Here is a 21,845-nt window from a genome sequence, read left to right as displayed (position 1 = left end):
ACACACCCGGAAGGGCAACGCGCATGGAGCAGTACGAGCCCGAGCGCCTCTCCGCGGCACAGATCGCCGCGATGCGACGCAGCCTCACCAACGGCCGGGGCGCTCTGACCCGCCGATCACTGATCCGCGCCTCCGGTCTGGGGGCGCTGGCGATCGGCGGGCTGGGCACGCTGAGCGCGTGCGGCATCCCGCCCGCCAAGCGGGAGGGGGACGCCGCCGCGGCGTCCGACGACCACTCGGCCGAGGAGAAGCAGATCAACTTCTCCAACTGGACCGAGTACATGGACGTCACCGACGACGGCAAGCACCGGCCCACCCTGGAGGCGTTCACCGAGCGCACCGGGATCAAGGTCAAGTACACCGAGGACATCAACGACAACGTCGAGTTCTTCGGCAAGATCAAGCCGCAGCTCGCGGCCGGCCAGGACACCGGCCGCGACCTCATCTGCGTCACCGACTGGCTGGCCGCCCGCATCGTCCGGCTCGGCTGGGCGCAGCGGCTCGACGCGTCGAACCTGCCGCACGCCTACGCCAACCTCTCGGCCCAGTTCCGCTCCCCGGACTGGGACCCGGGCCGTGCCCACTCCTACCCCTGGGCGGGCATCCCCACCGTCATCGCCTACAACTCCAAGGCGACCGGCGGCCGCAAGGTCGACTCCGTCAGCCAGCTGCTGGACGACCCGAAGCTCAAGGGCCGGGTCAGCTTCCTCTCGGAGATGCGCGACACCATCGGCATGACCCTGCTCGACATGGGCAAGGACCCCGGCAAGTTCACCGACGCCGACTACGACGCAGCGATCGGCCGCCTCCAGAAGGGCGTGGACAAGAACCAGATCCGCCGCTTCACCGGCAACGACTACACCGCCGACCTCGACAAGGGCGACATCGCCGCCTGCGTCGGATGGGCCGGCGACGTCATACAGCTCCAGGCCGGGAACCCGGACATCAAGTACGCGATACCCACCGCGGGTTACGTCATATCCAGCGACAACCTGCTGGTCCCGGTGCAGGCCCGGCACAAGACCAACGCCGAGAAGCTCATCGACTACTACTACGAGCCGCCGGTCGCCGCGAAACTCGCCGCGTACATCAACTTCGTCTGCCCGGTCGACGGGGTCCGCGACGAACTGGCGAGGATCGACCGGGCGATGGCCGACAACGTCCTGATCCTCCCGGACAAGGAGATGGCGTCCCGGTCGCACGCCTTCCGCTCTCTGACCAGCAAGGAAGAGACGGCGTACGAAGAGAAGTTCGCCAAGCTCATCGGCGCCTGACCGCCGCTCCGCACCCCCTCCTGATCTCCCTCTGACACCACTGGGACCGCGATCCATGACACAGCAGCAGACCGGCGGCGACGTCCGCCTCACCGGGATCAGCAAGACGTACGGCTCCTTCGAAGCCGTCAAGCCGCTCGATCTCACCGTCCCGCAGGGCTCCTTCTTCGCGCTGCTCGGCGCGTCCGGCTGCGGCAAGACCACCACCCTGCGGATGATCGCGGGCCTGGAGGAGGCGACCACCGGCACGGTCTCGCTCGGCGGCCGGGACATCACCGGGCTTCCCCCGTACAAACGGCCCGTCAACACGGTCTTCCAGAGCTACGCGCTCTTCCCGCACCTCGACATCACGGAGAATGTCGCCTTCGGCCTGCGCCGGCGCGGCATCAAGTCGGTGAAGAAGCAGGTCGACGAGATGCTGGAGCTCGTCCAGCTCGGCGACTTCGCCAAGCGCAAGCCGCACCAGCTCTCCGGCGGCCAGCAGCAGCGCGTCGCCGTCGCCCGCGCCCTGATCAACCACCCGCAGGTGCTCCTGCTCGACGAGCCGCTCGGTGCCCTCGACCTCAAGCTGCGCCGCCAGATGCAGCTGGAACTCAAGCGCATCCAGACCGAGGTCGGCATCACCTTCATCCATGTCACCCACGACCAGGAGGAGGCCATGACCATGGCCGACACCGTCGCGGTGATGAACGGGGGCCGCGTCGAGCAGCTCGGCGCGCCCGCCGACCTGTACGAGAACCCGAGGACGACCTTCGTCGCCAACTTCCTCGGCACCTCCAACCTCATCGAGGGCGAGACCGTCTCCGCGGGCACCGACATCGTGGTGTCGGCGGGCGGCGGGAAGCTCCGGCTGCCCGCCGACCGGTGTTCGGCCCCCACCACGAACGGCGGCAGGCTGCTCCTCGGCATCCGCCCGGAGAAGATCTCGCTCGCGCACGCCGACGACGCGGACGCGATCGCCGACGGCCGCAACCGGGTCACCGGCCGCATCGTCGACTCCAGCTTCATCGGGGTCTCCACCCAGTACGTGGTGGAGAGCCCGGCGGGCACGGCGCTCCAGGTCTATGAGCAGAACATCGAGCGCGACGCGCGTCTCACCGCCGGGGCCGAGGTCGTCCTGCACTGGAACCCCGCGCACACCTTCGGACTGGACGCAGCCCAGGACATCGACGCCGGCGTGGAGACGGTGGAGGACGCGGCGTGACCGTCACCAAGGAGGCGCCACCGGCGCCCGTCACGGCGGAGCTCGTGCTGCGCAAGCCGTCCACCCGCAAGCGCCTCGTCCCGTACTGGCTGCTGCTCCCCGGCATCCTGTGGCTGCTGGTCTTCTTCGCGCTGCCGCTCGTCTACCAGGCGTCGACCTCCGTGCAGACCGGATCCCTGGAGAAGGGATTCGAGGTCACCTGGCACTTCCAGACCTACTGGGACGCGCTGACCGACTACTACCCACAGTTCGTCAGGTCCCTGCTGTACGCAGGCACCGCCACCATCCTGTGCCTGCTGCTCGGCTACCCGCTCGCCTACCTCATCGCGTTCAAGGCGGGCCGCTGGCGCAACGTCGTCCTGGTGCTGGTCATCGCGCCGTTCTTCACCAGCTTCCTGATCCGCACGCTCGCCTGGAAGACGATCCTCGCGGACGGCGGCGCGGTCGTCGACGTACTGAACACCCTGCACGTCCTGGACGTCACCAGCTGGCTCGGCTGGACCGAGTCCAACCGGGTGCTGGCCACCCCGATGGCCGTGGTCTGCGGCCTCACGTACAACTTCCTGCCGTTCATGATCCTGCCGCTCTACACCTCGCTGGAGCGGATCGACGGCAGGCTGCACGAGGCGGCCGGCGACCTGTACGCCACCCCCGCCACCACCTTCCGCAAGGTGACCTTCCCGCTCTCCATGCCGGGTGTCGTCTCCGGAACACTGCTCACCTTCATCCCGGCCAGCGGTGACTACGTCAACGCGGAACTGCTGGGCTCCACCGACACGAAGATGGTCGGCAGCGTCATCCAGACCCAGTTCCTGCGGGTCCTGGACTACCCGACGGCCGCCGCGCTCTCCTTCATCCTCATGGCGGTCGTCCTGATCATGGTCACCGTCTACATCCGCCGCTCCGGGACGGAGGACCTGGTCTGATGCCCGTACTGCGCTGGATACGCCGGAACCTGATCGTCATCGCGGGTCTGCTGACCCTCGCGTACATGATCCTTCCGAACATCGTCGTCATGGTGTTCTCGTTCAACAAGCCGAACGGGCGCTTCAACTACTCCTGGCAGCGCTTCTCGCTCGACGCCTGGAAGGACCCCTGCGGCGTCGCCGACATGTGCGGCTCGCTCTCGCTGTCCCTCCAGATCGCCGTCTGGGCCACCGTCGGCGCGACCGTCCTCGGCACGATGATCTCCTTCGCGCTGGTCCGCTACCGCTTCCGGGCGCGCGGCGCGATCAACTCGCTGATCTTCCTGCCGATGGCGATGCCCGAGGTCGTCATGGCCGCCTCGCTGCTCACCCTCTTCCTCAACATGGGTGCGCAGCTGGGCTTCTGGACGGTCCTCATCGCGCACATCATGTTCTGCCTGAGCTTCGTCGTGACGGCCGTCAAGGCGCGCGTGATGTCGATGGACCCGAGGCTGGAGGAAGCGGCCCGCGATCTCTACGCCGGCCCCGTGCAGACCTTCCTGCGGGTGACGCTGCCGATCGCCGCCCCCGGAATCGCCGCGGGAGCGCTGCTCGCCTTCGCGCTCTCCTTCGACGATTTCATCATCACCAATTTCAACGCGGGCTCCACCGTGACCTTCCCCATGTTCGTCTGGGGATCGGCACAGCGCGGCACGCCCGTGCAGATCAACGTCATCGGAACGGCGATGTTCATCATTGCCGTGATGGTGGTTGTCGTCGGCCAGCTCATCGCGAACCGGCGCAAGAACAGCGCACGATAGAAAAGCCCTGAAGGAGTTGGAAACCATGGCCCCAGTTGCCATGCGTACTGCTGCACAATCGCTCTCGGACGCGAAGCCCGTCTCGTTCTGGCTGGACGACCCCGGCAAGCCCGACGCACTGCCCGCGCTCACCGGTGACGAGCACTGCGACCTGCTCGTCGTCGGCGGCGGCTACAGCGGACTGTGGACCGCGCTGATCGCCAAGGAGCGCGACCCGGAACGGGACGTCGTACTGATCGAGGGGCACGAGGTGGGCTGGGCCGCCTCGGGTCGCAACGGCGGATTCTGTGCAGCCTCCCTCACCCACGGCCTGCCCAACGGGCTGGAGCGCTGGCCCGAGGAGATCCACAAGCTGGAGGAGCTCGGGGAACGCAACCTCGACGCCATCGAGGCCGCCGTCGCCCGTTACGCGATCGACTGCGAATTCGAGCGCACCGGCGAGATCGATGTGGCCACCGAACCGCACCAGCTCGAAGAGCTCCGGGAATGGCACCAGGAGGCCGAGAAGCTCGGCTTCACCGGGTCGGAATTCCTGGACCAGGACGCGGTGCGTGCCCAGGTCGACTCACCGACGTTCCTCGGTGGCCTCTGGGACCGCAGGGGCGTCGCCATGCTGAACCCCGCCAAGCTGGCCTGGGGCCTGAAGCGGGCCTGCACCGACCTGGGCGTGCGGGTGTACGAGCACACCCGGGGCCTCGAACTGGCCAGGTCGACCACGGGAATGGCGGTCCGCACCCCGTACGGAAGGGTCTTCGCGCGCCGGGTGGCACTCGGTACGAACATCTTCCCGTCGCTGGTCAAGCGGGTGCGCCCCTACACCGTGCCGGTCTACGACTACGCGCTGATGACCGAGCCGCTCACGGCGGACCAGCTCGCCTCCATCGGCTGGAAGAACCGGCAGGGGCTGGGTGACAGCGCCAATCAGTTCCACTATTTCCGGCTGTCGTCCGACAACCGGATCCTGTGGGGCGGCTATGACGCGATCTATCCGTACGGCGGCCGGCTGAGCGCCGATCTCGATCAGCGTCCGGAGACCTTCCTCAAGCTCGCGGGCCAGTTCTTCGATTGTTTCCCGCAATTGGCGGGGGTGCGTTTCAGCCATGCCTGGGGCGGGGCGATCGACACCTGTTCGCGCTTTTCCGCGTTCTTCGGCACGGCCCATCAGGGCCGGGTCGCCTATGCCGCCGGATTCACCGGACTCGGCGTCGGCGCCACCCGTTTCGGGGCCGATGTGATGCTCGATCTGCTGGCGGGCGAACAGAATGAACGGACCGCGCTGGAAATGGTCCGCAGCAAGCCGATGCCGTTCCCGCCGGAGCCCTTCGCCTGGGCCGGGATCGAGCTCACCAAGCGGTCCCTGGCCAGGGCGGACAGCAACGGCGGGCACCGCAATCTCTGGCTGCGCACGATGGACCGGCTGGGGCTCGGCTTCGACAGCTGAGCAGGAAAGCCGAGTGCGAGAACTGAGTACGAGAACCGAGCACGACTGAGTACGAAAGCGGAGTACGACGGGCAGGTCACACCCCCCGGGGTGTGACCTGCCCGCTTGTCGTGAATTCGTTGCCCGAACCCGCGTAATCGATCGGCCTCGCCCCTCTCTCCCGTGTGAAGCACCGCCACCGTACGGCCGGTGCACACGGGAATGGAGACAGGTCATGGCTGGCGCGGGCGTCAAGGCAGCGGTCGAATGGCTGGCATCGGTGGCGCCGGATCCGGCTGCCTGCCGGTGGGAATGGGAGCGCAGTCCCCGAGGGATCGCGCTCCTTCCCGCCGGCCGGCGCTGGGACGTGCTGATTCTTCCGGGGGCGCTGGGCCATCCCACCCTCGACGTACTGACCCGCCTCATCGACAGGCCCGGACCCGTCCTCTGCGACTTCGGCGACGCCCGCATGGGTTTCTTCGTGGCGCCGGGCACCGCCGCCCGCTGGGTCGGCACCGGCGTACGGGGCGTGGGGCAGGGCACCTGGATCGTCGTGCCCCATCCGGGCCGGGCGGCCGACGGCGAGGTGCGCTGGCTGATCCCGCCCGACGGCTCGGGAACCCTCACCGACGCGACACTTCTGGAGCTCGCGATGCACGAGGCGGCGGCCGCGCAGGCCGAGAGGGGCAGGAACTGACGGCGGCCGGGCGGGGGGAGAGAGAAGCGGGCCCGGACCGTCAGAGGTCTTGACAACCTGATTGGTCTGGACCATGTTGTGGCGGCCGCACTCAATTCCCCCATGCACGGAGGCCGTTGTGGAACGCACGGGACCCCCCGCCCGATTTACCGGAGCCGTGGCCGCCTTCGCGGCGGCCCTGCTCGCCGCCGGCGGCCTGACCGTCATCGCTCCGCCCGCCGCCGCTGTCGACACCGACCAGGCGCGCAACGGCGGCTTCGAGTCCGGCCTGGACGGCTGGACCTGCACCGGCGGCAGCGGAGCCACCGTCAGCAAACCTGCCCACAGCGGCACTTCGGCGCTGAAGGCGACCCCGGCCGGCGCCGACAACGCCAAGTGCTCCCAGCAGGTGGCGGTCCAGCCGGACTCCACCTACACGCTGAGCGCCTGGGTGCAGGGCTCCTACGTCTACCTCGGCGCGGACGGCACCGGCACCACCGACGTCTCCACCTGGACCCAGTCCTCCGCCGACTGGAAGCAGCTCACCACCACGTTCAGGACCGGCCCGTCCACCACCAAGGTGACCGTCTACACCCACGGCTGGTTCGGCACCCCCGCCTACTACGCCGACGACCTCACCCTCGTCGGTCCGGGCGGCGCCCCGGCCGAGCTCCCGGCCGCCCCCACCGGACTCAAGGCCGGCACGGCCACCGCCTCATCCGTCGACCTCTCGTGGACCGGGTCCTCCGGGGCCACCGGCTACAACGTCTACCGGGGCGGCACGAAGGTCCTCTCGGTCACCGGCACCTCCGCCACCGTGACCGGGCTCGCCGCGTCGACCGCGTACAGCTTCCAGGTCGCCGCGACCAACTCCGCCGGGGAGTCCGCCCAGTCCGCGGCCGTCTCCGCCACCACCACGGCGGGCGGCGGCGGAGGGGGCGGGGGAGGCGGCCTGCCCGCCCACGCGCTCGTCGGCTATCTGCACTCCAGCTTCGCCAACGGCTCCGGCTACACGCGGATGGCGGACGTGCCCGACTCCTGGGACGTCATCGACCTGGCCTTCGGCGAACCGACCTCGGTCACCTCGGGCGACATCCGCTTCTCGCTCTGCCCGGTCACCGAGTGCCCGAACGTCGAGTCCGAGGCCGAGTTCAAGGCGGCCATCAAGGCCAAGCAGGCCGCGGGCAAGAAGGTGCTGATCTCCATCGGCGGCCAGAACGGCCAGGTGCAGCTCGCCACCACCGCCGCCCGCGACACCTTCGTCTCCTCGGTCAGCAAGATCATCGACGAGTACGGTCTGGACGGCCTCGACATCGACTTCGAGGGCCACTCGCTCTCGCTGAACACCGGGGACAACGACTTCCGCAACCCCACCACCCCGGTCGTGGTCAACCTGATCTCCGCGGTGAAGTCCCTCAAGGCCAAGTACGGCGCCACGTTCGTCCTGACCATGGCCCCCGAGACCTTCTTCGTCCAGCTCGGCTACCAGTACTACGGCTCGGGCCCCTGGGGCGGCCAGGACCCCCGGGCCGGCGCCTACCTCCCGGTCATCCACGCGCTGCGCGACGACCTGACCCTGCTGCACGTCCAGGACTACAACTCGGGCTCCATCATGGGCCTGGACAACCAGTACCACTCGATGGGCGGCGCGGACTTCCACATCGCCATGACCGACATGCTGCTCACCGGCTTCCCGGTGGCGGGCGACCAGACCAAGGTCTTCCCGGCGCTCCGCCCCGACCAGGTCGCCATCGGCCTGCCCGCCTCCACCCAGGCGGGCAACGGCCACACCTCGCCCGCCGAGGTCACCAAGGCGCTGAACTGCCTGACGAAGAAGACCGACTGCGGCTCCTACGCCACTCACGGGACATGGCCCGCGCTGCGCGGACTGATGACGTGGTCGATCAACTGGGACCGGTTCAACAACGGGGAGTTCTCGAAGAACTTCGACGCCTACTTCGGCAGCTGAGGGCCACGGACATGCCGTAGCGGCAGCAGCACCGCCCCGAACAGGAACCAGCTGCCCAGCACATCCAGCGGCCAGTGGTAGCCGCGCAGCACCAGACCGATGCCCGTCGCCGTGGTCACCAGGACAGCGGCGACGGGCATCATCCATGCCCACGCCCGCCTCACGTACGGCGCGACCAGCAGCGCCGCCGCCCCGTACGCCACCAGGGCCGTCGCCGCGTGACCGGACGGGAAGTAGCCGGTGGCGTCCGTCAGCGGCCCCGGACGGGCGATCCACGCCTTCAGCGGCACGACGAGTGCGGGCACCGCGCCCATGGCGAGCGCCGCGTACAGCGGGGCACGGCGCGCACCGCGCACCAGAGCGAGGACGATCGCACAGCCCAGCACCGGGAGCGCGATCTGGGTATTGCCCAGGTCGGCGAGGAATTCGGCCAGCGGGGCGGGGCCGTGCCCGACGACGGCCCGGCCGGCCCGCTCGTCCAGTGCGCGCAGCGGGCCGTCGGCCACGATCTGCCAGGCGGTGAGCGCGAAGAGCACCAGGAGGAGCGGTGCCAGGAGGAGGAAAACTGCCGGCCGCCCGGGAACAGGGGGGGTGGTTCCGGGGCGGCCGGTCGGACCGGTTTGCCGCACGCCCCGGGGGGTTTGGGGCGAGCGGCCATCCGATCGGTGAGGAGTTCCGGAGCCGGAGGCTCCAGCGGTGCGCCCGAAGGCACGGCCAGGACGGCGCTGGGGAAGCTCCGGCCCGGCATCGCCCGCAGTCCCCTGCGGGCGGGGTGTTTCTCTCATCTGCAGAAACCGTACGGCAGCCGACGGGGGACCGACAGCGGGAAACAGATCCCGCCATCGGCCCCCCACACGTTCTTCACAGGCCCACACGCGGGCCCCTCGCAACCCCTGCCGGAACGCGTTCCGGGGCCGTCGGGGCTCGCACAGGTCAGATCCGGCCGAAAGCCTGCTCGATGACGTCGAGCGCCTCGTTCAGCAGGTCCTCGCCGATCACCAGCGGCGGGAGGAAGCGCAGGACGTTGCCGTACGTGCCGCAGGTGAGGACCAGGACGCCCTCCGCGTGGCAGGCCTTGGCGAGCTTCGCGGCGGCCTCCGGGTTCGGGTCCTTCGTGCCGGACTTCACCAGCTCGATCGCGATCATCGCGCCGCGACCGCGGATGTCACCGATGATGTCGCCGTTGTCGAGCTTCGACTGCATCTCGGCGAGGCGGCCCTTCATGACCTCCTCGATGCGCTTGGCCTTCCCGTTCAGGTCCAGCTCGCGCATCGTCTCGATGGCGCCGAGCGCACCCGCGCAGGCGACCGGGTTGCCGCCGTAGGTGCCGCCGAGGCCGCCGGAGTGGGCGGAGTCCATGATCTCGGCGCGGCCGGTCACGGCGGAGAGCGGCAGACCGCCCGCGATGCCCTTGGCGGTGGTGATCAGGTCCGGGACGATGCCCTCGTCCTCGCACGCGAACCACTGGCCGGTGCGGCAGAAGCCGGACTGGATCTCGTCGGCGACGAAGACGATGCCGTTGTCCTTGGCGAACTGGGCGATCGCCGGGAGGAAGCCCTTGGCCGGCTCGATGAAGCCGCCCTCGCCGAGCACCGGCTCGATGATGATCGCGGCGACGTTCTCCGCGCCGATCTGCTTGTTGATCTGGTCGATGGCCTGGGCGGACGCCTCGGCACCGGCGTTCTCGGCACCGGTCGGCCAGCGGTAGCCGTACGCCACCGGCACCCGGTAGACCTCGGGCGCGAACGGGCCGAAGCCCTGCTTGTACGGCATGTTCTTGGCGGTCAGCGCCATCGTGAGGTTGGTGCGGCCGTGGTAGCCGTGGTCGAAGACGACGACCGCGGTGCGCTTGGTGTGGATGCGGGCGATCTTCACCGCGTTCTCGACGGCCTCGGCGCCCGAGTTGAACAGCGCGGACTTCTTCGGGTGGTCGCCCGGCGTCAGCTCGGCGAGCTGCTCACAGACCTCGACGTACCCCTCGTACGGCGTGACCATGAAACAGGTGTGGGTGAAGTCGGCGAGCTGCGCGGAGGCGCGGCGCACGACGGCCTCGGCGGAGGCGCCGACCGACGTCACGGCGATACCGGAACCGAGGTCGATCAGACGGTTGCCGTCCACGTCCTCGATGATCCCGCCACCGGCGCGGGCGGTGAACACCGGCAGGGTGGAGCCCACACCTGCGGCAACCGTCTCCAGACGGCGGGCCTGCAGCTCCACCGACTTCGGGCCGGGAATGGCAGTGACGACGCGGCGCTCCTGCGGGATTTCGGTCATGAGGGGCTCCTGGGGGATGTTTCGGACGCTTCCCGGCCAGGCTATGGGCGAGGCCGGGGGTACGGCATGTTCCGTTCGGGAGTGGTGGTCGCGCGCCGTTGTCCGTGGCGGACATAGCGAGGGGGTGCGGCGGGCCGGGAAACGGTGCGCCCCGGTGCGGGAGCCTTGCTGAACTCGCCCTGTGGGCGCACTAGATTGACCGGGGCAGACGGACGGACCCGGCCGGTCAGGGGGCAACGGTTCATGAAGAGCGACGACGCGCGCGGTGCGCGGGGCACGAGCGGTACCGAGGGGGAGGGCGGCCGGCCCGATGTGCCCCGTCCTTCGGTGCCGCGCCCGGCCGGGCCGCCGCCCACCGCCCCGCCGATGCCCGTCGGTGCCCCCCGGAGCGGGCCGCCCGCGGTTCCCCCGGTGCCCGCCGGTCTTCCCGGGGCCGGGCCGTCCACCGCCGAATGGCTGAACGCCGTCCGCCCCGCCGCCGGGCCCGGTGTCTGGCGTTACGGACATGTGCCGCGCCCCGCCGAGGGGCCGCCGCGCCCCTCCCTGCTCGGCCCACTGATCGCCCTGGCGCTCTGGCTGGTGATCTGGGCGCTGCTGGCGGACTTCCGGATCCCGTACGTGAAGGTGCCCCTGGAGGCGGTCACGCCGGGGAGCTGGTGGGTCTTCGACACGCTGCGGGCCGGCTCCGTACCGGCCGCCGCGTACAGCATCGAGACGCTCTACTACCAGCTGCTGGTGCTGCTCGCAGGGTTGTGGGCCGCCCGCGTCGGCCACTGGGCGGGGCTCTTCCGGTACTGGGCCGGCCCCCGGCCGGAGCGTGCCCGGCTGGCCCTCTCGGGCTTCGGCGCGCTGCTGGCCCTGTGGCTGATCTGGACCCAGAAGGTGCCGCTGCTGGACGTCCTCTTCTACTGGACGAGGGGCTGGCTGTTCAGCGGGGACCAGCTGCTGGCCACCCTGGCCGCCTACGGCTCCTACGCGGTGGCCATCGCCGTCGTCGTGCTGCCGATCGGCCGGGCCGGGCAATGGCCCGCCGCTCTCCGCGAGCTCCGGGCACGGCGCGCGGCCCCTCGTCCCCAGGGCGCGGGAAACCCGCCGCCCGTGGCCGGGACGGACGAGGCGGCCTGGCCGAAGCTGCGCGCCGCGGGACGCGCGGAGGCGGCGGAGGTGCTCACCGCGGCCGTCCGGGCCGGGCGCCTGAACGACGTGGACTGCGTACGCGTGAACCGTGCCTGGGAGCGGGCGCGGACCCGGCACGACGGCCCGGCGTCGTTCGACGAGGCGGTCGTGCGCCGGGGGGCCGACGCCTTCCTGCACCCCTCGGGGAGCCGGGACCTTCCCCTGCGGACCGCGCGTCACGATCTGCTGGCCGGCCAGGTCCGCATCGGCAACTGCGCGGACGACGAACGCAACCCGTACGCGCGCAGGGGTTCGGGCATGGCCCTGGACCCCGCTCTCCTCGGCACGTCGCTGCTGGCGGTCGGCCCGCCCGGCGCCGGCAAGACGGCGCGGCTGGTGCGTCCGGTCGTCGAGGCGCTGGCCCTCCAGGCCCTGACGGGCGGGGCGGCGGTGCTCGCGGTGGGCGCCGCGGGCGCGGCCCTCGGTCCCGACGACGCGTACGACGTCGTGGTGAAGATCGGTGACCCCTCGTCCGTCCACGACTTCGACCTGTACGGCGGGTCGGCCGACCCGGACGAGGCCGCGGCCACCCTCGCGGAGGGCCTCGCCGGGGACGTGCCGGACCTGGACGGACGGCGCGCGGCCCTGGCCCTCGGCCAGCTGCTCGGCCCCTACCGGGTGGTCCACGGCTGCTTCCCGACGGTACCGGCGCTGCGGGAGCTGCTGGCCGGGGACGAGTCGGCCGTCGGCGAGCTGCGGGACGCCCTGGAGGCGGGCGGCCACTCGGCGATGCTCCGAGAGCTGGACGCCCGGGTCCGGCAGACCGGCAGCGCGGGCGACCCGGCGGCGGTACTGGCCGATCGCGTCGCCCTCCTCGACCGGCCCGCGTTCGCCGGATTCTTCGCCACCGGTCAGGAGGCGCGGCCCTTCTCGCTCCGCTCGCTGGGACAGCATCCGCTCAGGGTCCGGATCGACCTGCCGGAACGCGCCCACGCCGGGGCCTGCCGGGTGCTGACCCGCCTCGTCCTCGCACAGTTCGACGCGATCGCCGCGGCCCGCCCCGACCGTTCGGTCTTCACCTGCCTGGTGCTGGACGACGCGACGCACACGGTCACCGCCGGGACCGTCGCGGGGATCAGGCGGCTCAGGTCGGTGAACGCCGGTGCCGTACTGGCGCTGCGCACCCTCGACGACGTCCCCGAGGGGCTGCACTCGGCGCTGCTGGGCGCGGTGGGATGCGGCATGATCTTCCCGGGCGTCACCACCTGGGACGGGAAGCGGTTCTCGGAGGCCTGGGGCAAGGAGTGGGTCTCCGTCCGCGAGGTCGCCCAGCACGGGGTCTTCGCCGACCAGCCGTTCACCCGCGCCATGCACGCGCTGCGCAAGCTCGCCACCGGCAAGGCGGTCACCGTCGACGCGGTCACCGTGCGGCAGGTGGAGCGCGAACGCTGGTCCGCCTCCGCGCTGGCCTACGAGCTGCCCGCCGGTCACGCGGTCCTCTCCCTGACGGCGGTCGACGGCGAACACGCGCCCCCGCTGCTGGTGGATCTGAACGGCTGAGCGGTGCGGGGTGCGCCCGGTACCCCGCGCCACTGGTCGTGGTCATGCCGGACCCTGCCGCTCTGGCAGAATTGGGAGCAGCCGTTCGTACGGGACGGCGAAAATCGACTCCCCGAGGTCCCGCGGTCCCCATGCCCCTCACTCTCGCCTCGCTCGTCCAGCATTCGGCGCTCAAACTCACCGTGCGCGCGGGGGCGGACCGGCTCGACGCGCCCGTGCGCTGGGCGCACGCCAGCGAGCTGACCGACCCCGTGCCGTACATGGAGGGCGGCGAGTTCCTGCTCGTCACCGCCACCAACCTCGACGCCGAGAACCCCGAGGCGATGCGGCGCTACGTGCGGCGGCTGGTCGGGGCCGGGGTCGTCGGCCTGGGCTTCGCCGTCGGCGTCAACTACGACGAGGTGCCGAAGGCGCTCATGGACGCGGCCGAGGAAGCGGGGCTGCCGCTCCTCGAAGTGCCCCGCCGCACCCCGTTCATCGCCATCGCCAAGGCCGTCTCCTCCGCGATCGCCGAGGAGCAGTACCGGGCCGTGACCGCCGGGTTCGAGGTCCAGCGGGAGCTGACCCGGGCCGCCCTCGCGGGCGACGGGCCCGGCGAACTCCTCACCCGGCTCGCCGCCCACCTCGACGGCTGGGCCGCGCTGTACGACGCCGCCGGCCAGGTCGTCGCCGCCGCCCCCGAGTGGGCCGCCCGCCGCGCCGCCCGGCTCACCCCCGACGTGGAACGGCTGCGGGACCGCCCCGCCCCGGCCAGCATCGTGGTGGGCGACACCGACGACCGGGTCGAGCTCCAGTCCCTGGGCACCGGCCGCCGGGTCAGGGGAGCGCTCGCCGTCGGCACCGGCGCGGCACTCGGCACCGCCGAGCGGTACGCGGTGCACTCCGCCGTCGCCCTGCTCACCCTGACCACCGCACGCTCCCGGTCCCTCCAGGGCGCCGAACAGCGCCTCGGCGCGGCGGTGCTGCGGATGCTGCTGGCCGGCCAGCCGGACCACGCCAGGGCCGTCGCCGGCGACCTGTACGGGGGGCTGCTCGACGCCCCGTTCCGGCTGCTCATCGCGGAGGCGTCCGACCCGGCCACCCCGGTGGCGCTCGGCGAGGCGATGGAGGCGGCGGCGCTGCGGACCGGCGAGACCCTGCTGACCGTCCCCGAGGGCGAGGGCGACCGGCTCGTCGTGCTGGCCGCGGACGGCGGAGCGGCGGTCGCCGCCTGCACGGCGTACGCGGAGGCCCAGGAGGCGCGGGCGCCCGCCGAAGGGGCCAAGGCTGAGGAGGACCAGGTGGTCGTGGGCCTCTCCGCGCCGGCGGGCCCGATCGCCGTCTCCGCCGCGTACAAGCAGGCCGAGCAGGCCCTGTCGGTGGCCCGCCGCCGGGGCAGGGCACTGGTCGAGCACGAGGAGCTTGCGGCGGGTTCGGTGCTCCCGCTGCTCGCGGACGACGCGGTGCGGGCCTTCGCCGACGGGATGCTCCGGTCCCTGCGCGAGCACGACGCCAAGGGCCGCGGCGACCTCGTCGCCTCGCTGCGGGCCTGGCTCGCCCACCACGGCCAGTGGGACGCCGCCGCGGCGGACCTGGGTGTGCACCGCCACACCCTGCGCTACCGGATGCGCCGGGTCGAGGAGATCCTGGGCCGCTCGCTGGACGACCCGGACGTCCGGATGGAGCTGTGGCTGGCGCTCAAGGCGACGAGCTCCCCGTCGGTGCCGGAGGCGTAACCGCCGAACCGGAACCGCGCGTTCCGATCGCATCCGACAATCCGGCGTGTCCCCGCCGCGCACTGCTCCACCCCGGACAAACGCCACGGCGGCCGTCCGGCTCTACGGTGGGGGGCAAGACACCCCCACCGCTCCGAAGGGCCGGAACCTCCATGACTTCCACCCACGCCTTCTGGCTCGCCGGCCGCCAGGCCACCGGCGAGGACAGCTTCGACGTCACCAACTCCTACGACGGCCGTCTCGTCGGCACGGTCAGCGTGCCGACCGACGCCCAGATCGAGGAGGCCGTCGCGGCCGCGCACGCCGTGCGCGAGGAGTTCGCCGCGACCCCGGCCCACGTCCGGGCCGCCGCCCTCGACCACGTCGTACGCCGTCTGGTGGAGCGCACCGAGGAGATCGCCCAGCTGATCTCCGCCGAGAACGGCAAGCCCATCAAGTGGGCCCGCGGCGAGGTCGGCCGCGCCGTCTCCGTGTTCCGGTTCGCCGCGGAGGAGGCCCGCCGCTTCAACGGCGGCGACGCCCAGCGCCTGGACACCGACGCCGGCGGTACCGGCCGGCTCGGCCTGACCCGCCGCTTCCCGCGCGGCACGGTCCTCGGCATCGCACCCTTCAACTTCCCGCTGAACCTGAGCGCCCACAAGGTGGCCCCGGCCATCGCCGTCGGCGCGCCGATCATCCTGAAGCCCGCCCCGGCCACACCGATCTCCTCGCTGATCCTGGGCGAGCTGCTGGCCGAGACCGACCTGCCGGCCGGTTCCTGGTCCGTGCTGACCGTCCCCAACGACCGGATGCCCGCCCTGGTCCAGGACGAGCGCCTGCCGGTCATCTCCTTCACCGGGTCCGGCCCGGTCGGCTACTCGATCCTGGAGTCGGCTCCCCGCAAGCACGTCACCCTGGAGCTCGGCGGCAACGCCGCCGCGGTCGTCCTCGGCGACTACGCCTCGGACCAGGACCTGGACTGGGCCGCGACCCGGATCGCGACCTTCTCCAACTACCAGGGCGGCCAGTCCTGCATCTCGGTGCAGCGCGTCATCGCGGATGCCGCCGTCTACGACCGGCTGCTCCCGAGGATCGTCGCGGCCGTCGAGGCCCAGGTCACCGGCGACCCCTCGGACGCCACCACCGATGTCGGCCCGCTGGTCAGCGAGGACGCCGCCAAGCGCGTCGAGTCCTGGGTCGACGAGGCCGTCCAGGCCGGCGCCCAGCTGCTCGCCGGCGGCAAGCGGGACGGCGCCACCTACGCGCCGACCGTGCTCGCCGAGCTCCCGGACGGCGTCACCCTCGCCTGCGAGGAGGTCTTCGGACCGGTGCTGACCGTGCAGAAGGTGGACGGTGAGGCCGAGGCGTTCGAGGCCGTCAACTCCTCCAAGTACGGCCTGCAGGCAGGCGTGTTCACCCACGACCTGCAGACCGCCTTCCGCGCCCACCGCGCCCTTGAGGTCGGCGGCGTGATCATCGGCGACGTCCCCTCCTACCGCGCCGACCAGATGCCGTACGGCGGCGTCAAGCAGTCCGGCATCGGCCGCGAGGGCGTCCGCTACGCCATGGACGACTACACCTACGAGCGCGTGCTGGTCCTCACCGGCCTCGCCCTGTAGTCCGCGAACAGGATCGAAGAGATCCACCCGAAGTCGCCTGTGTTCCGCCTGGACAGCACGACAGCAGGCGACAGCGAGACGGCCCGAGCCCACTGTGCGGGGGCTCGGGCCGTCTCCGCGCTCCCGGCGTGTCCGCCGCTTCCGCCACCGCAGGCGGGTCAGTGGAGTGGCTCCCGACCCGATCGGCGTCCGGGGGATGGTGGACGTGTCGGTATTCGGGTACATACGGACGAGTAGAGCCGGTTGGTGCCGGTGGGTCATCTCCCCACCCGGACCGGCCGCGTCCACCCACTCACACCGCGGCGAGGTGAGCTCCTCATGTCCGCACCATCCGCACCGAAGAACACGCCCCGGGTCACCGAGCGTGAAGCACGCCAAGTGGCCGAGGCCGCACGCGAACAGGACTGGCACAAGCCGAGCTTCGCCAAGGAACTCTTCCTCGGGCGATTCCGGCTCGACCTGATCCACCCGCATCCGCTGCCGCCCGCGGACGACGTCCGGCGGGGCGAGGCCTTCCTCGCCCGGCTGCACGAGTTCTGCGAGACGAGGATCGACGGTGCCCTCGTCGAGCGCGAGGCGAGAATCCCCGACGAGGTGATCAACGGCCTCAAGGAACTCGGCGCGCTCGGGATGAAGATCGACCCCAAGTACGGCGGCCTCGGGCTGACCCAGGTCTACTACAACAAGGCCCTGGCCCTGGTCGGTTCGGTGAGCCCGGCCATCGGCGCGCTGCTCTCCGCCCACCAGTCCATCGGTGTGCCGCAGCCGTTGAAGATCTTCGGCAGCCAGGAGCAGAAGGACACCTTCCTGCCCCGGCTGGCCCGTACCGACATCTCGGCGTTCCTGCTCACCGAACCGGACGTCGGCTCCGACCCGGCCCGGCTCGCCACCTCGGCCGTCCCCGACGGGCCCGACTACGTCCTGGACGGGGTGAAGCTCTGGACGACCAACGGCGTCGTCGCCGACCTGCTCGTCGTCATGGCCCGGGTACCGAAGTCGGAGGGCCACCAGGGCGGCATCACGGCCTTCGTCGTCGAGGCGGACTCCCCGGGCATCACCGTCGAGAACCGCAACGCCTTCATGGGCCTGCGCGGCCTGGAGAACGGCGTCACCCGCTTCCACCGGGTCCGGGTCCCGGCCGCGAACCGCATCGGCCCCGAGGGCGCCGGGCTCAAGATCGCCCTCACCACGCTCAACACGGGGCGGCTCTCGTTGCCCGCCATGTGCGTCGGCGCCGGGAAGTGGTGCCTGAAGATCGCCCGCGAATGGTCCGCGGTACGTGAGCAGTGGGGCAGGCCGGTCGCCCGGCACGAGGCCGTCGGCGCCAAGATCTCCTTCATCGCCGCGACCACCTTCGCCCTCGAAGCGGTGGTCGACCTCTCCTCCCAGATGGCCGACGAGAACCGCAACGACATCCGCATCGAGGCCGCCCTCGCCAAGCTGTACGGCTCCGAGATGGGCTGCCTGATGGCCGACGAACTCGTCCAGATCCGGGGCGGCCGCGGCTTCGAGACCGCCGACTCCCTCGCCGCCCGCGGCGAGCGGGCCGTCCCCGCCGAACAACTGCTGCGCGATCTGCGGATCAACCGGATCTTCGAGGGCTCCACCGAGATCATGCACCTGTTGATCGCCCGTGAGGCCGTCGACGCCCATCTCAAGGTCGCCGGAGACATCATCGACCCCGACAAACCCCTTTCCGCCAAGGCGAAGGCGGGTGCCAACGCGGCCGGCTTCTACGCCCGCTGGCTGCCCAAGCTCGTCACGGGGCCGGGACAACTCCCGCGTACGTACGGCGAGTTCAGCCATCCCGGCCACCCCGACCTGTCCGCCCATCTGCGCTACGTCGAACGGGCCTCGCGCAAATTGGCGCGCTCCACCTTCTACGCCATGTCGCGCTGGCAGGGCCGGATGGAGACCAAGCAGGGCTTCCTCGGCCGGATCGTCGACATCGGCGCGGAACTCTTCGCGATGAGCGCCGCCTGTGTCCGCGCCGAACTGCTGCGCTCCTCGGGCGACCACGGACGCGAGGCCTACCGGCTCGCCGACGTGTTCTGCCACCAGTCCCGCGTCCGCGTCGAGGAACTCTTCACCCGCCTGTGGACCAACACCGACGACCTGGACCGGCACCTGGTCGACGGCGTCCTGTCCGGGGCGTACACCTGGCTGGAGGAGGGCGTCGTCGACCCGAGCGGCGACGGCCCCTGGATCGCCGACGCCACCCCGGGACCGTCCACCCGGGAGAACGTCCACCGGACCGTCCGCTGAACCACCAGGGCCCGTCCGGCGGATCACGGCCGTGGGCGGGGCGCTTCCACGCACCGGACGCGCTCCGCCCACCCCCTGTCCGGGACGCACTGTCCACGCCCACAGGTGATGCGGCAACAATGGGGGGCATGAGCGACAGCCCTGCCCCCCTCGCCGACCCGCACCTCGTCTTCGACGCAGCGGAAGGCCGCCGGGATCTCGTCATCCTCGGCTCCACCGGATCCATCGGCACCCAGGCCATCGACCTGGTGCTGCGCAACCCCGACCGCTTCCGCGTCACCGCGCTCTCCGCCGCCGGCGGACGGGTCGCCCTCCTCGCTGAGCAGGCGCGGCAGCTGCGGGTGCGTACCGTGGCCGTCGCCGCACCGGACGCCGTACCGGCCCTGCGCGAGGCCCTGCGCGAGCAGTACGGGGCGGGCGAGCCGCTCCCCGAGATCCTGGCAGGGCCCGACGCCGCCGCGCAGCTGGCCGCGAGCGACTGCCACACCGTGCTCAACGGAATCACCGGCTCGATCGGACTCGCCCCCACGCTCGCCGCACTCGAAGCGGGCCGCACGCTCGCCCTGGCCAACAAGGAGTCGCTGATCGTCGGCGGCCCGCTGGTCAAGGCGCTGGCGAAGCCCGGCCAGATCATCCCGGTCGACTCCGAGCACGCCGCACTCTTCCAGGCGCTGGGCGCCGGCACCCGCGCCGACGTACGCAAGCTCGTCGTCACCGCCTCCGGCGGCCCCTTCCGGGGACGGACCAGGAGCGAGCTGGCGGACGTCACCCGCGAGCAGGCCCTCGCCCACCCGACCTGGGCCATGGGGCCGGTCATCACGATCAACTCCGCCACCCTGGTCAACAAGGGCCTTGAGGTCATCGAGGCGCATCTCCTCTACGACATCCCGTTCGACCGGATCGAGGTCGTCGTCCACCCCCAGTCGTACGTTCACTCCATGGTGGAGTTCACCGACGGCTCCACCCTCGCCCAGGCCACGCCCCCGGACATGGGCGGCCCGATCGCCATCGGCCTCGGCTGGCCCCGGCGTGTCCCGGACGCCGCGCCCGCCTTCGACTGGTCGAAGGCGTCCAGCTGGGAGTTCTTCCCGCTCGACGACGAGGCCTTCCCGTCCGTGGGCCTGGCCAGGCACGTCGGCACGATCGGCGCCACCGCACCGGCCGTCTTCAACGCCGCCAACGAGGAATGTGTCGACGCATTCCTCGCAGGACGGCTGCCCTTCAACGGAATCATGGATACGGTCACGGCGGTGGTGGCCGAACACGGCACCCCCGCCACGGGAACTTCGCTCACGGTCGCAGACGTCCTGGAAGCGGAGACCTGGGCACGCGCCCGGGCCCGTGAACTCTCGGCGAAAGCGACAGCGGAGGCGCGCGCATGAGTATTTCGACGGTCCTGCTGACGATTCTGGGCATCGCCGTCTTCGTCTTCGGCCTGCTGTTCTCGATCGCCTGGCACGAGTTGGGGCACCTGTCGACGGCGAAGCTCTTCGGCATCCGCGTACCCCAGTACATGGTCGGCTTCGGGCCGACGATCTGGTCGCGGAAGAAGGGCGACACCGAGTACGGGATCAAGGCCATCCCGGCCGGCGGCTACATCCGGATGATCGGCATGTTCCCGCCGGGAGAGGACGGACGGCTGGAGGCGCGGTCCACCTCGCCCTGGCGCGGCATGATCGAGGACGCCAGGTCGGCCGCCTTCGAGGAACTCGAACCGGGCGACGAGAAGCGCCTGTTCTACACGCGCAAGCCGTGGAAGCGCGTCATCGTGATGTTCGCCGGACCGTTCATGAACCTGGTCCTGGCCGTCGCGATCTTCCTCGGCGTAGCGATGACCTTCGGCTTCCAGACCCAGACCACCGAGGTGGCCGGTGTCCAGAAGTGCGTGATCGCCCAGAGCGAGAACCGCGACACCTGCAAGAAGTCCGACCCGGTCTCGCCCGCCCAGGCGGCGGGACTCAAGAAGGGCGACAAGATCGTCGCCTTCAACGGGCAGAAGGTCGACGACTGGGCCACGCTCTCCGACAAGATCCGCGACACCATCGGCCCCGCAACCGTCACCGTCCAGCGCGACGGCCAGGAGAAGACCCTCCACGCCGTGCTCAAGGAGAACGCGGTGGCGAAGAAGGATTCCAAGGGCGAGGTGATCGCCGACGAGTACGTGAAGGCCGGCTACCTCGGCTTCGCCGCCCAGACCGAGATCGTCCCGCTCTCCTTCGGCGACTCGGTCGTCCGCATGGGAGACATGATCGAGAACGGCGTCGACTCGATCATCGCTCTCCCGTCCAAGATCCCCGGCCTGTGGGACGCCGCCTTCAGCGACGGCGAGCGGGCGGCCGACTCCCCGGTGGGCGTCGTCGGCGCGGCCAGGATCGGCGGCGAGGTGATGACGCTCGACGTCCCCGCGACGAACCAGATCGCGATGATGCTGTTCCTGCTGGCGGGCTTCAACCTCTCGCTGTTCCTCTTCAACATGCTGCCCCTGCTGCCGCTCGACGGCGGGCACATCGCCGGAGCGCTCTGGGAGGCCCTGCGCCGCAACGTGGCCCGGGTCTTCCGGCGCCCCGACCCCGGCCCCTTCGACGTGGCCAAGCTGATGCCGGTCGCCTATGTCGTCGCCGGAGTCTTCATCTGCTTCACGCTGCTGGTGCTCGTCGCCGACATCGTGAATCCGGTCAAGATCTCCTGACCCACCGAGCACCTCGTAGCGCCTCGTACACCACGAGTGACGGCCCGGCACACAGTGTGTGTCCGGGCCGTCGCATTTGTGTAGCACTCCCGTACGCGGTGTGCTTCGGGCCGCCTCCGGTGCCGTAACCTCGAAGGCCGGAGCCCGCCGATCTCGGGACCTTGATCCACACCTTGGGGATGCTCAGCGCATGACTGCGATTTCTCTCGGAATTCCGTCCGTTCCGACCAAGCTCGCCGACCGAAGGGTCAGCCGCAAGATCCAGGTCGGGTCGGTTGCGGTGGGCGGGGACGCGCCGGTGTCGGTGCAGTCGATGACGACGACGCGTACGTCGGACATCGGTGCGACGTTGCAGCAGA

Annotated in this window: 16 protein-coding genes; 14 read left to right on the top strand and 2 right to left on the bottom strand. The window is 70.9% G+C overall.

Features of this window, described 5'->3' with window-relative positions:
• Nucleotides 1-23: 23 nt before the first annotated feature.
• The 7 genes from ACFYY1_RS30560 (at nucleotide 24) to ACFYY1_RS30530 (ending at nucleotide 8,269) form a co-directional block, all read left to right on the top strand.
• Complete coding sequence (locus tag ACFYY1_RS30560; RefSeq protein ID WP_388591338.1) at nucleotides 24-1,274, top strand: PotD/PotF family extracellular solute-binding protein; 1,251 nt, start codon at nucleotides 24-26, stop codon at nucleotides 1,272-1,274.
• Between the two features lie 55 nt (nucleotides 1,275-1,329).
• Nucleotides 1,330-2,478 carry an ABC transporter ATP-binding protein gene (locus ACFYY1_RS30555; RefSeq protein ID WP_388591336.1) on the top strand — a complete coding sequence of 383 codons (1,149 nt, stop codon included), beginning with the start codon at nucleotides 1,330-1,332 and terminating at the stop codon, nucleotides 2,476-2,478.
• A complete protein-coding gene (locus ACFYY1_RS30550; RefSeq protein ID WP_266729400.1) occupies nucleotides 2,475-3,404 on the top strand; it encodes an ABC transporter permease in 930 nt (309 codons plus the stop codon). Before ACFYY1_RS30555 ends, ACFYY1_RS30550 begins: the two co-directional genes overlap by 4 nt.
• A complete protein-coding gene (locus ACFYY1_RS30545; protein ID WP_266729399.1) occupies nucleotides 3,404-4,204 on the top strand; it encodes an ABC transporter permease in 801 nt (266 codons plus the stop codon). Before ACFYY1_RS30550 ends, ACFYY1_RS30545 begins: the two co-directional genes overlap by 1 nt.
• Nucleotides 4,205-4,229: 25 nt before the next feature.
• Nucleotides 4,230-5,645 carry an NAD(P)/FAD-dependent oxidoreductase gene (locus tag ACFYY1_RS30540; protein ID WP_388591333.1) on the top strand — a complete coding sequence of 472 codons (1,416 nt, stop codon included), beginning with the start codon at nucleotides 4,230-4,232 and terminating at the stop codon, nucleotides 5,643-5,645.
• Nucleotides 5,646-5,859: 214 nt separating this feature from the next.
• Nucleotides 5,860-6,321, top strand: a complete 462-nt coding sequence (locus tag ACFYY1_RS30535; RefSeq protein WP_388591331.1) for a hypothetical protein — start codon at nucleotides 5,860-5,862, stop codon at nucleotides 6,319-6,321.
• A gap of 118 nt (nucleotides 6,322-6,439) precedes the next feature.
• Complete coding sequence (locus ACFYY1_RS30530) at nucleotides 6,440-8,269, top strand: chitinase (protein ID WP_388591329.1); 1,830 nt, start codon at nucleotides 6,440-6,442, stop codon at nucleotides 8,267-8,269.
• On the opposite strand, the gene ACFYY1_RS30525 is transcribed toward ACFYY1_RS30530, so the two are convergent.
• Both ACFYY1_RS30525 and gabT read right to left on the bottom strand, forming a co-directional pair.
• A complete protein-coding gene (locus tag ACFYY1_RS30525) occupies nucleotides 8,254-8,805 on the bottom strand; it encodes a phosphatase PAP2 family protein (RefSeq protein WP_388591327.1) in 552 nt (183 codons plus the stop codon). The genes ACFYY1_RS30530 and ACFYY1_RS30525 overlap by 16 nt on opposite strands.
• A 397-nt stretch (nucleotides 8,806-9,202) precedes the next feature.
• Nucleotides 9,203-10,543 (bottom strand): 4-aminobutyrate--2-oxoglutarate transaminase, encoded by a 1,341-nt coding sequence (gabT, locus tag ACFYY1_RS30520; RefSeq protein WP_266729396.1) that lies wholly within the window; start codon nucleotides 10,541-10,543, stop codon nucleotides 9,203-9,205.
• A 243-nt stretch (nucleotides 10,544-10,786) separates the two neighbouring features.
• On the opposite strand from gabT, the gene ACFYY1_RS30515 reads away from it, so the two are divergent.
• From ACFYY1_RS30515 to ACFYY1_RS30485, 7 genes are all read left to right on the top strand, one after another.
• Complete coding sequence (locus ACFYY1_RS30515) at nucleotides 10,787-13,219, top strand: ATP/GTP-binding protein (RefSeq protein ID WP_388591325.1); 2,433 nt, start codon at nucleotides 10,787-10,789, stop codon at nucleotides 13,217-13,219.
• A 131-nt stretch (nucleotides 13,220-13,350) separates the two neighbouring features.
• Nucleotides 13,351-14,934: a PucR family transcriptional regulator gene (locus tag ACFYY1_RS30510; RefSeq protein ID WP_388591323.1), complete on the top strand. Its 1,584-nt coding sequence runs from the start codon at nucleotides 13,351-13,353 to the stop codon at nucleotides 14,932-14,934.
• 152 nt (nucleotides 14,935-15,086) lie between these two features.
• Complete coding sequence (locus ACFYY1_RS30505) at nucleotides 15,087-16,532, top strand: aldehyde dehydrogenase family protein (protein WP_388591321.1); 1,446 nt, start codon at nucleotides 15,087-15,089, stop codon at nucleotides 16,530-16,532.
• A gap of 318 nt (nucleotides 16,533-16,850) precedes the next feature.
• Nucleotides 16,851-18,797 carry an acyl-CoA dehydrogenase family protein gene (locus tag ACFYY1_RS30500; RefSeq protein ID WP_388591319.1) on the top strand — a complete coding sequence of 649 codons (1,947 nt, stop codon included), beginning with the start codon at nucleotides 16,851-16,853 and terminating at the stop codon, nucleotides 18,795-18,797.
• 128 nt (nucleotides 18,798-18,925) lie between these two features.
• Nucleotides 18,926-20,179, top strand: a complete 1,254-nt coding sequence (dxr, locus tag ACFYY1_RS30495; protein WP_388591317.1) for a 1-deoxy-D-xylulose-5-phosphate reductoisomerase — start codon at nucleotides 18,926-18,928, stop codon at nucleotides 20,177-20,179.
• Entirely contained in the window at nucleotides 20,176-21,486 is a 1,311-nt protein-coding gene (locus ACFYY1_RS30490) for a M50 family metallopeptidase (protein WP_388591315.1), read from the top strand. Before dxr ends, ACFYY1_RS30490 begins: the two co-directional genes overlap by 4 nt.
• A gap of 190 nt (nucleotides 21,487-21,676) precedes the next feature.
• Nucleotides 21,677-21,845, top strand: a 169-nt coding sequence (locus ACFYY1_RS30485; RefSeq protein ID WP_351267810.1) for a flavodoxin-dependent (E)-4-hydroxy-3-methylbut-2-enyl-diphosphate synthase, incomplete at its 3' end; no start/stop codon positions are given.

The sequence above is a fragment of the Streptomyces sp. NPDC001890 genome (assembly GCF_042891445.1).
Lineage (GTDB): Bacteria > Actinomycetota > Actinomycetes > Streptomycetales > Streptomycetaceae > Streptomyces.
Note: the sequence above shows the minus strand (reverse complement) of the source record. Positions and strands in the feature narration are given on the sequence as shown.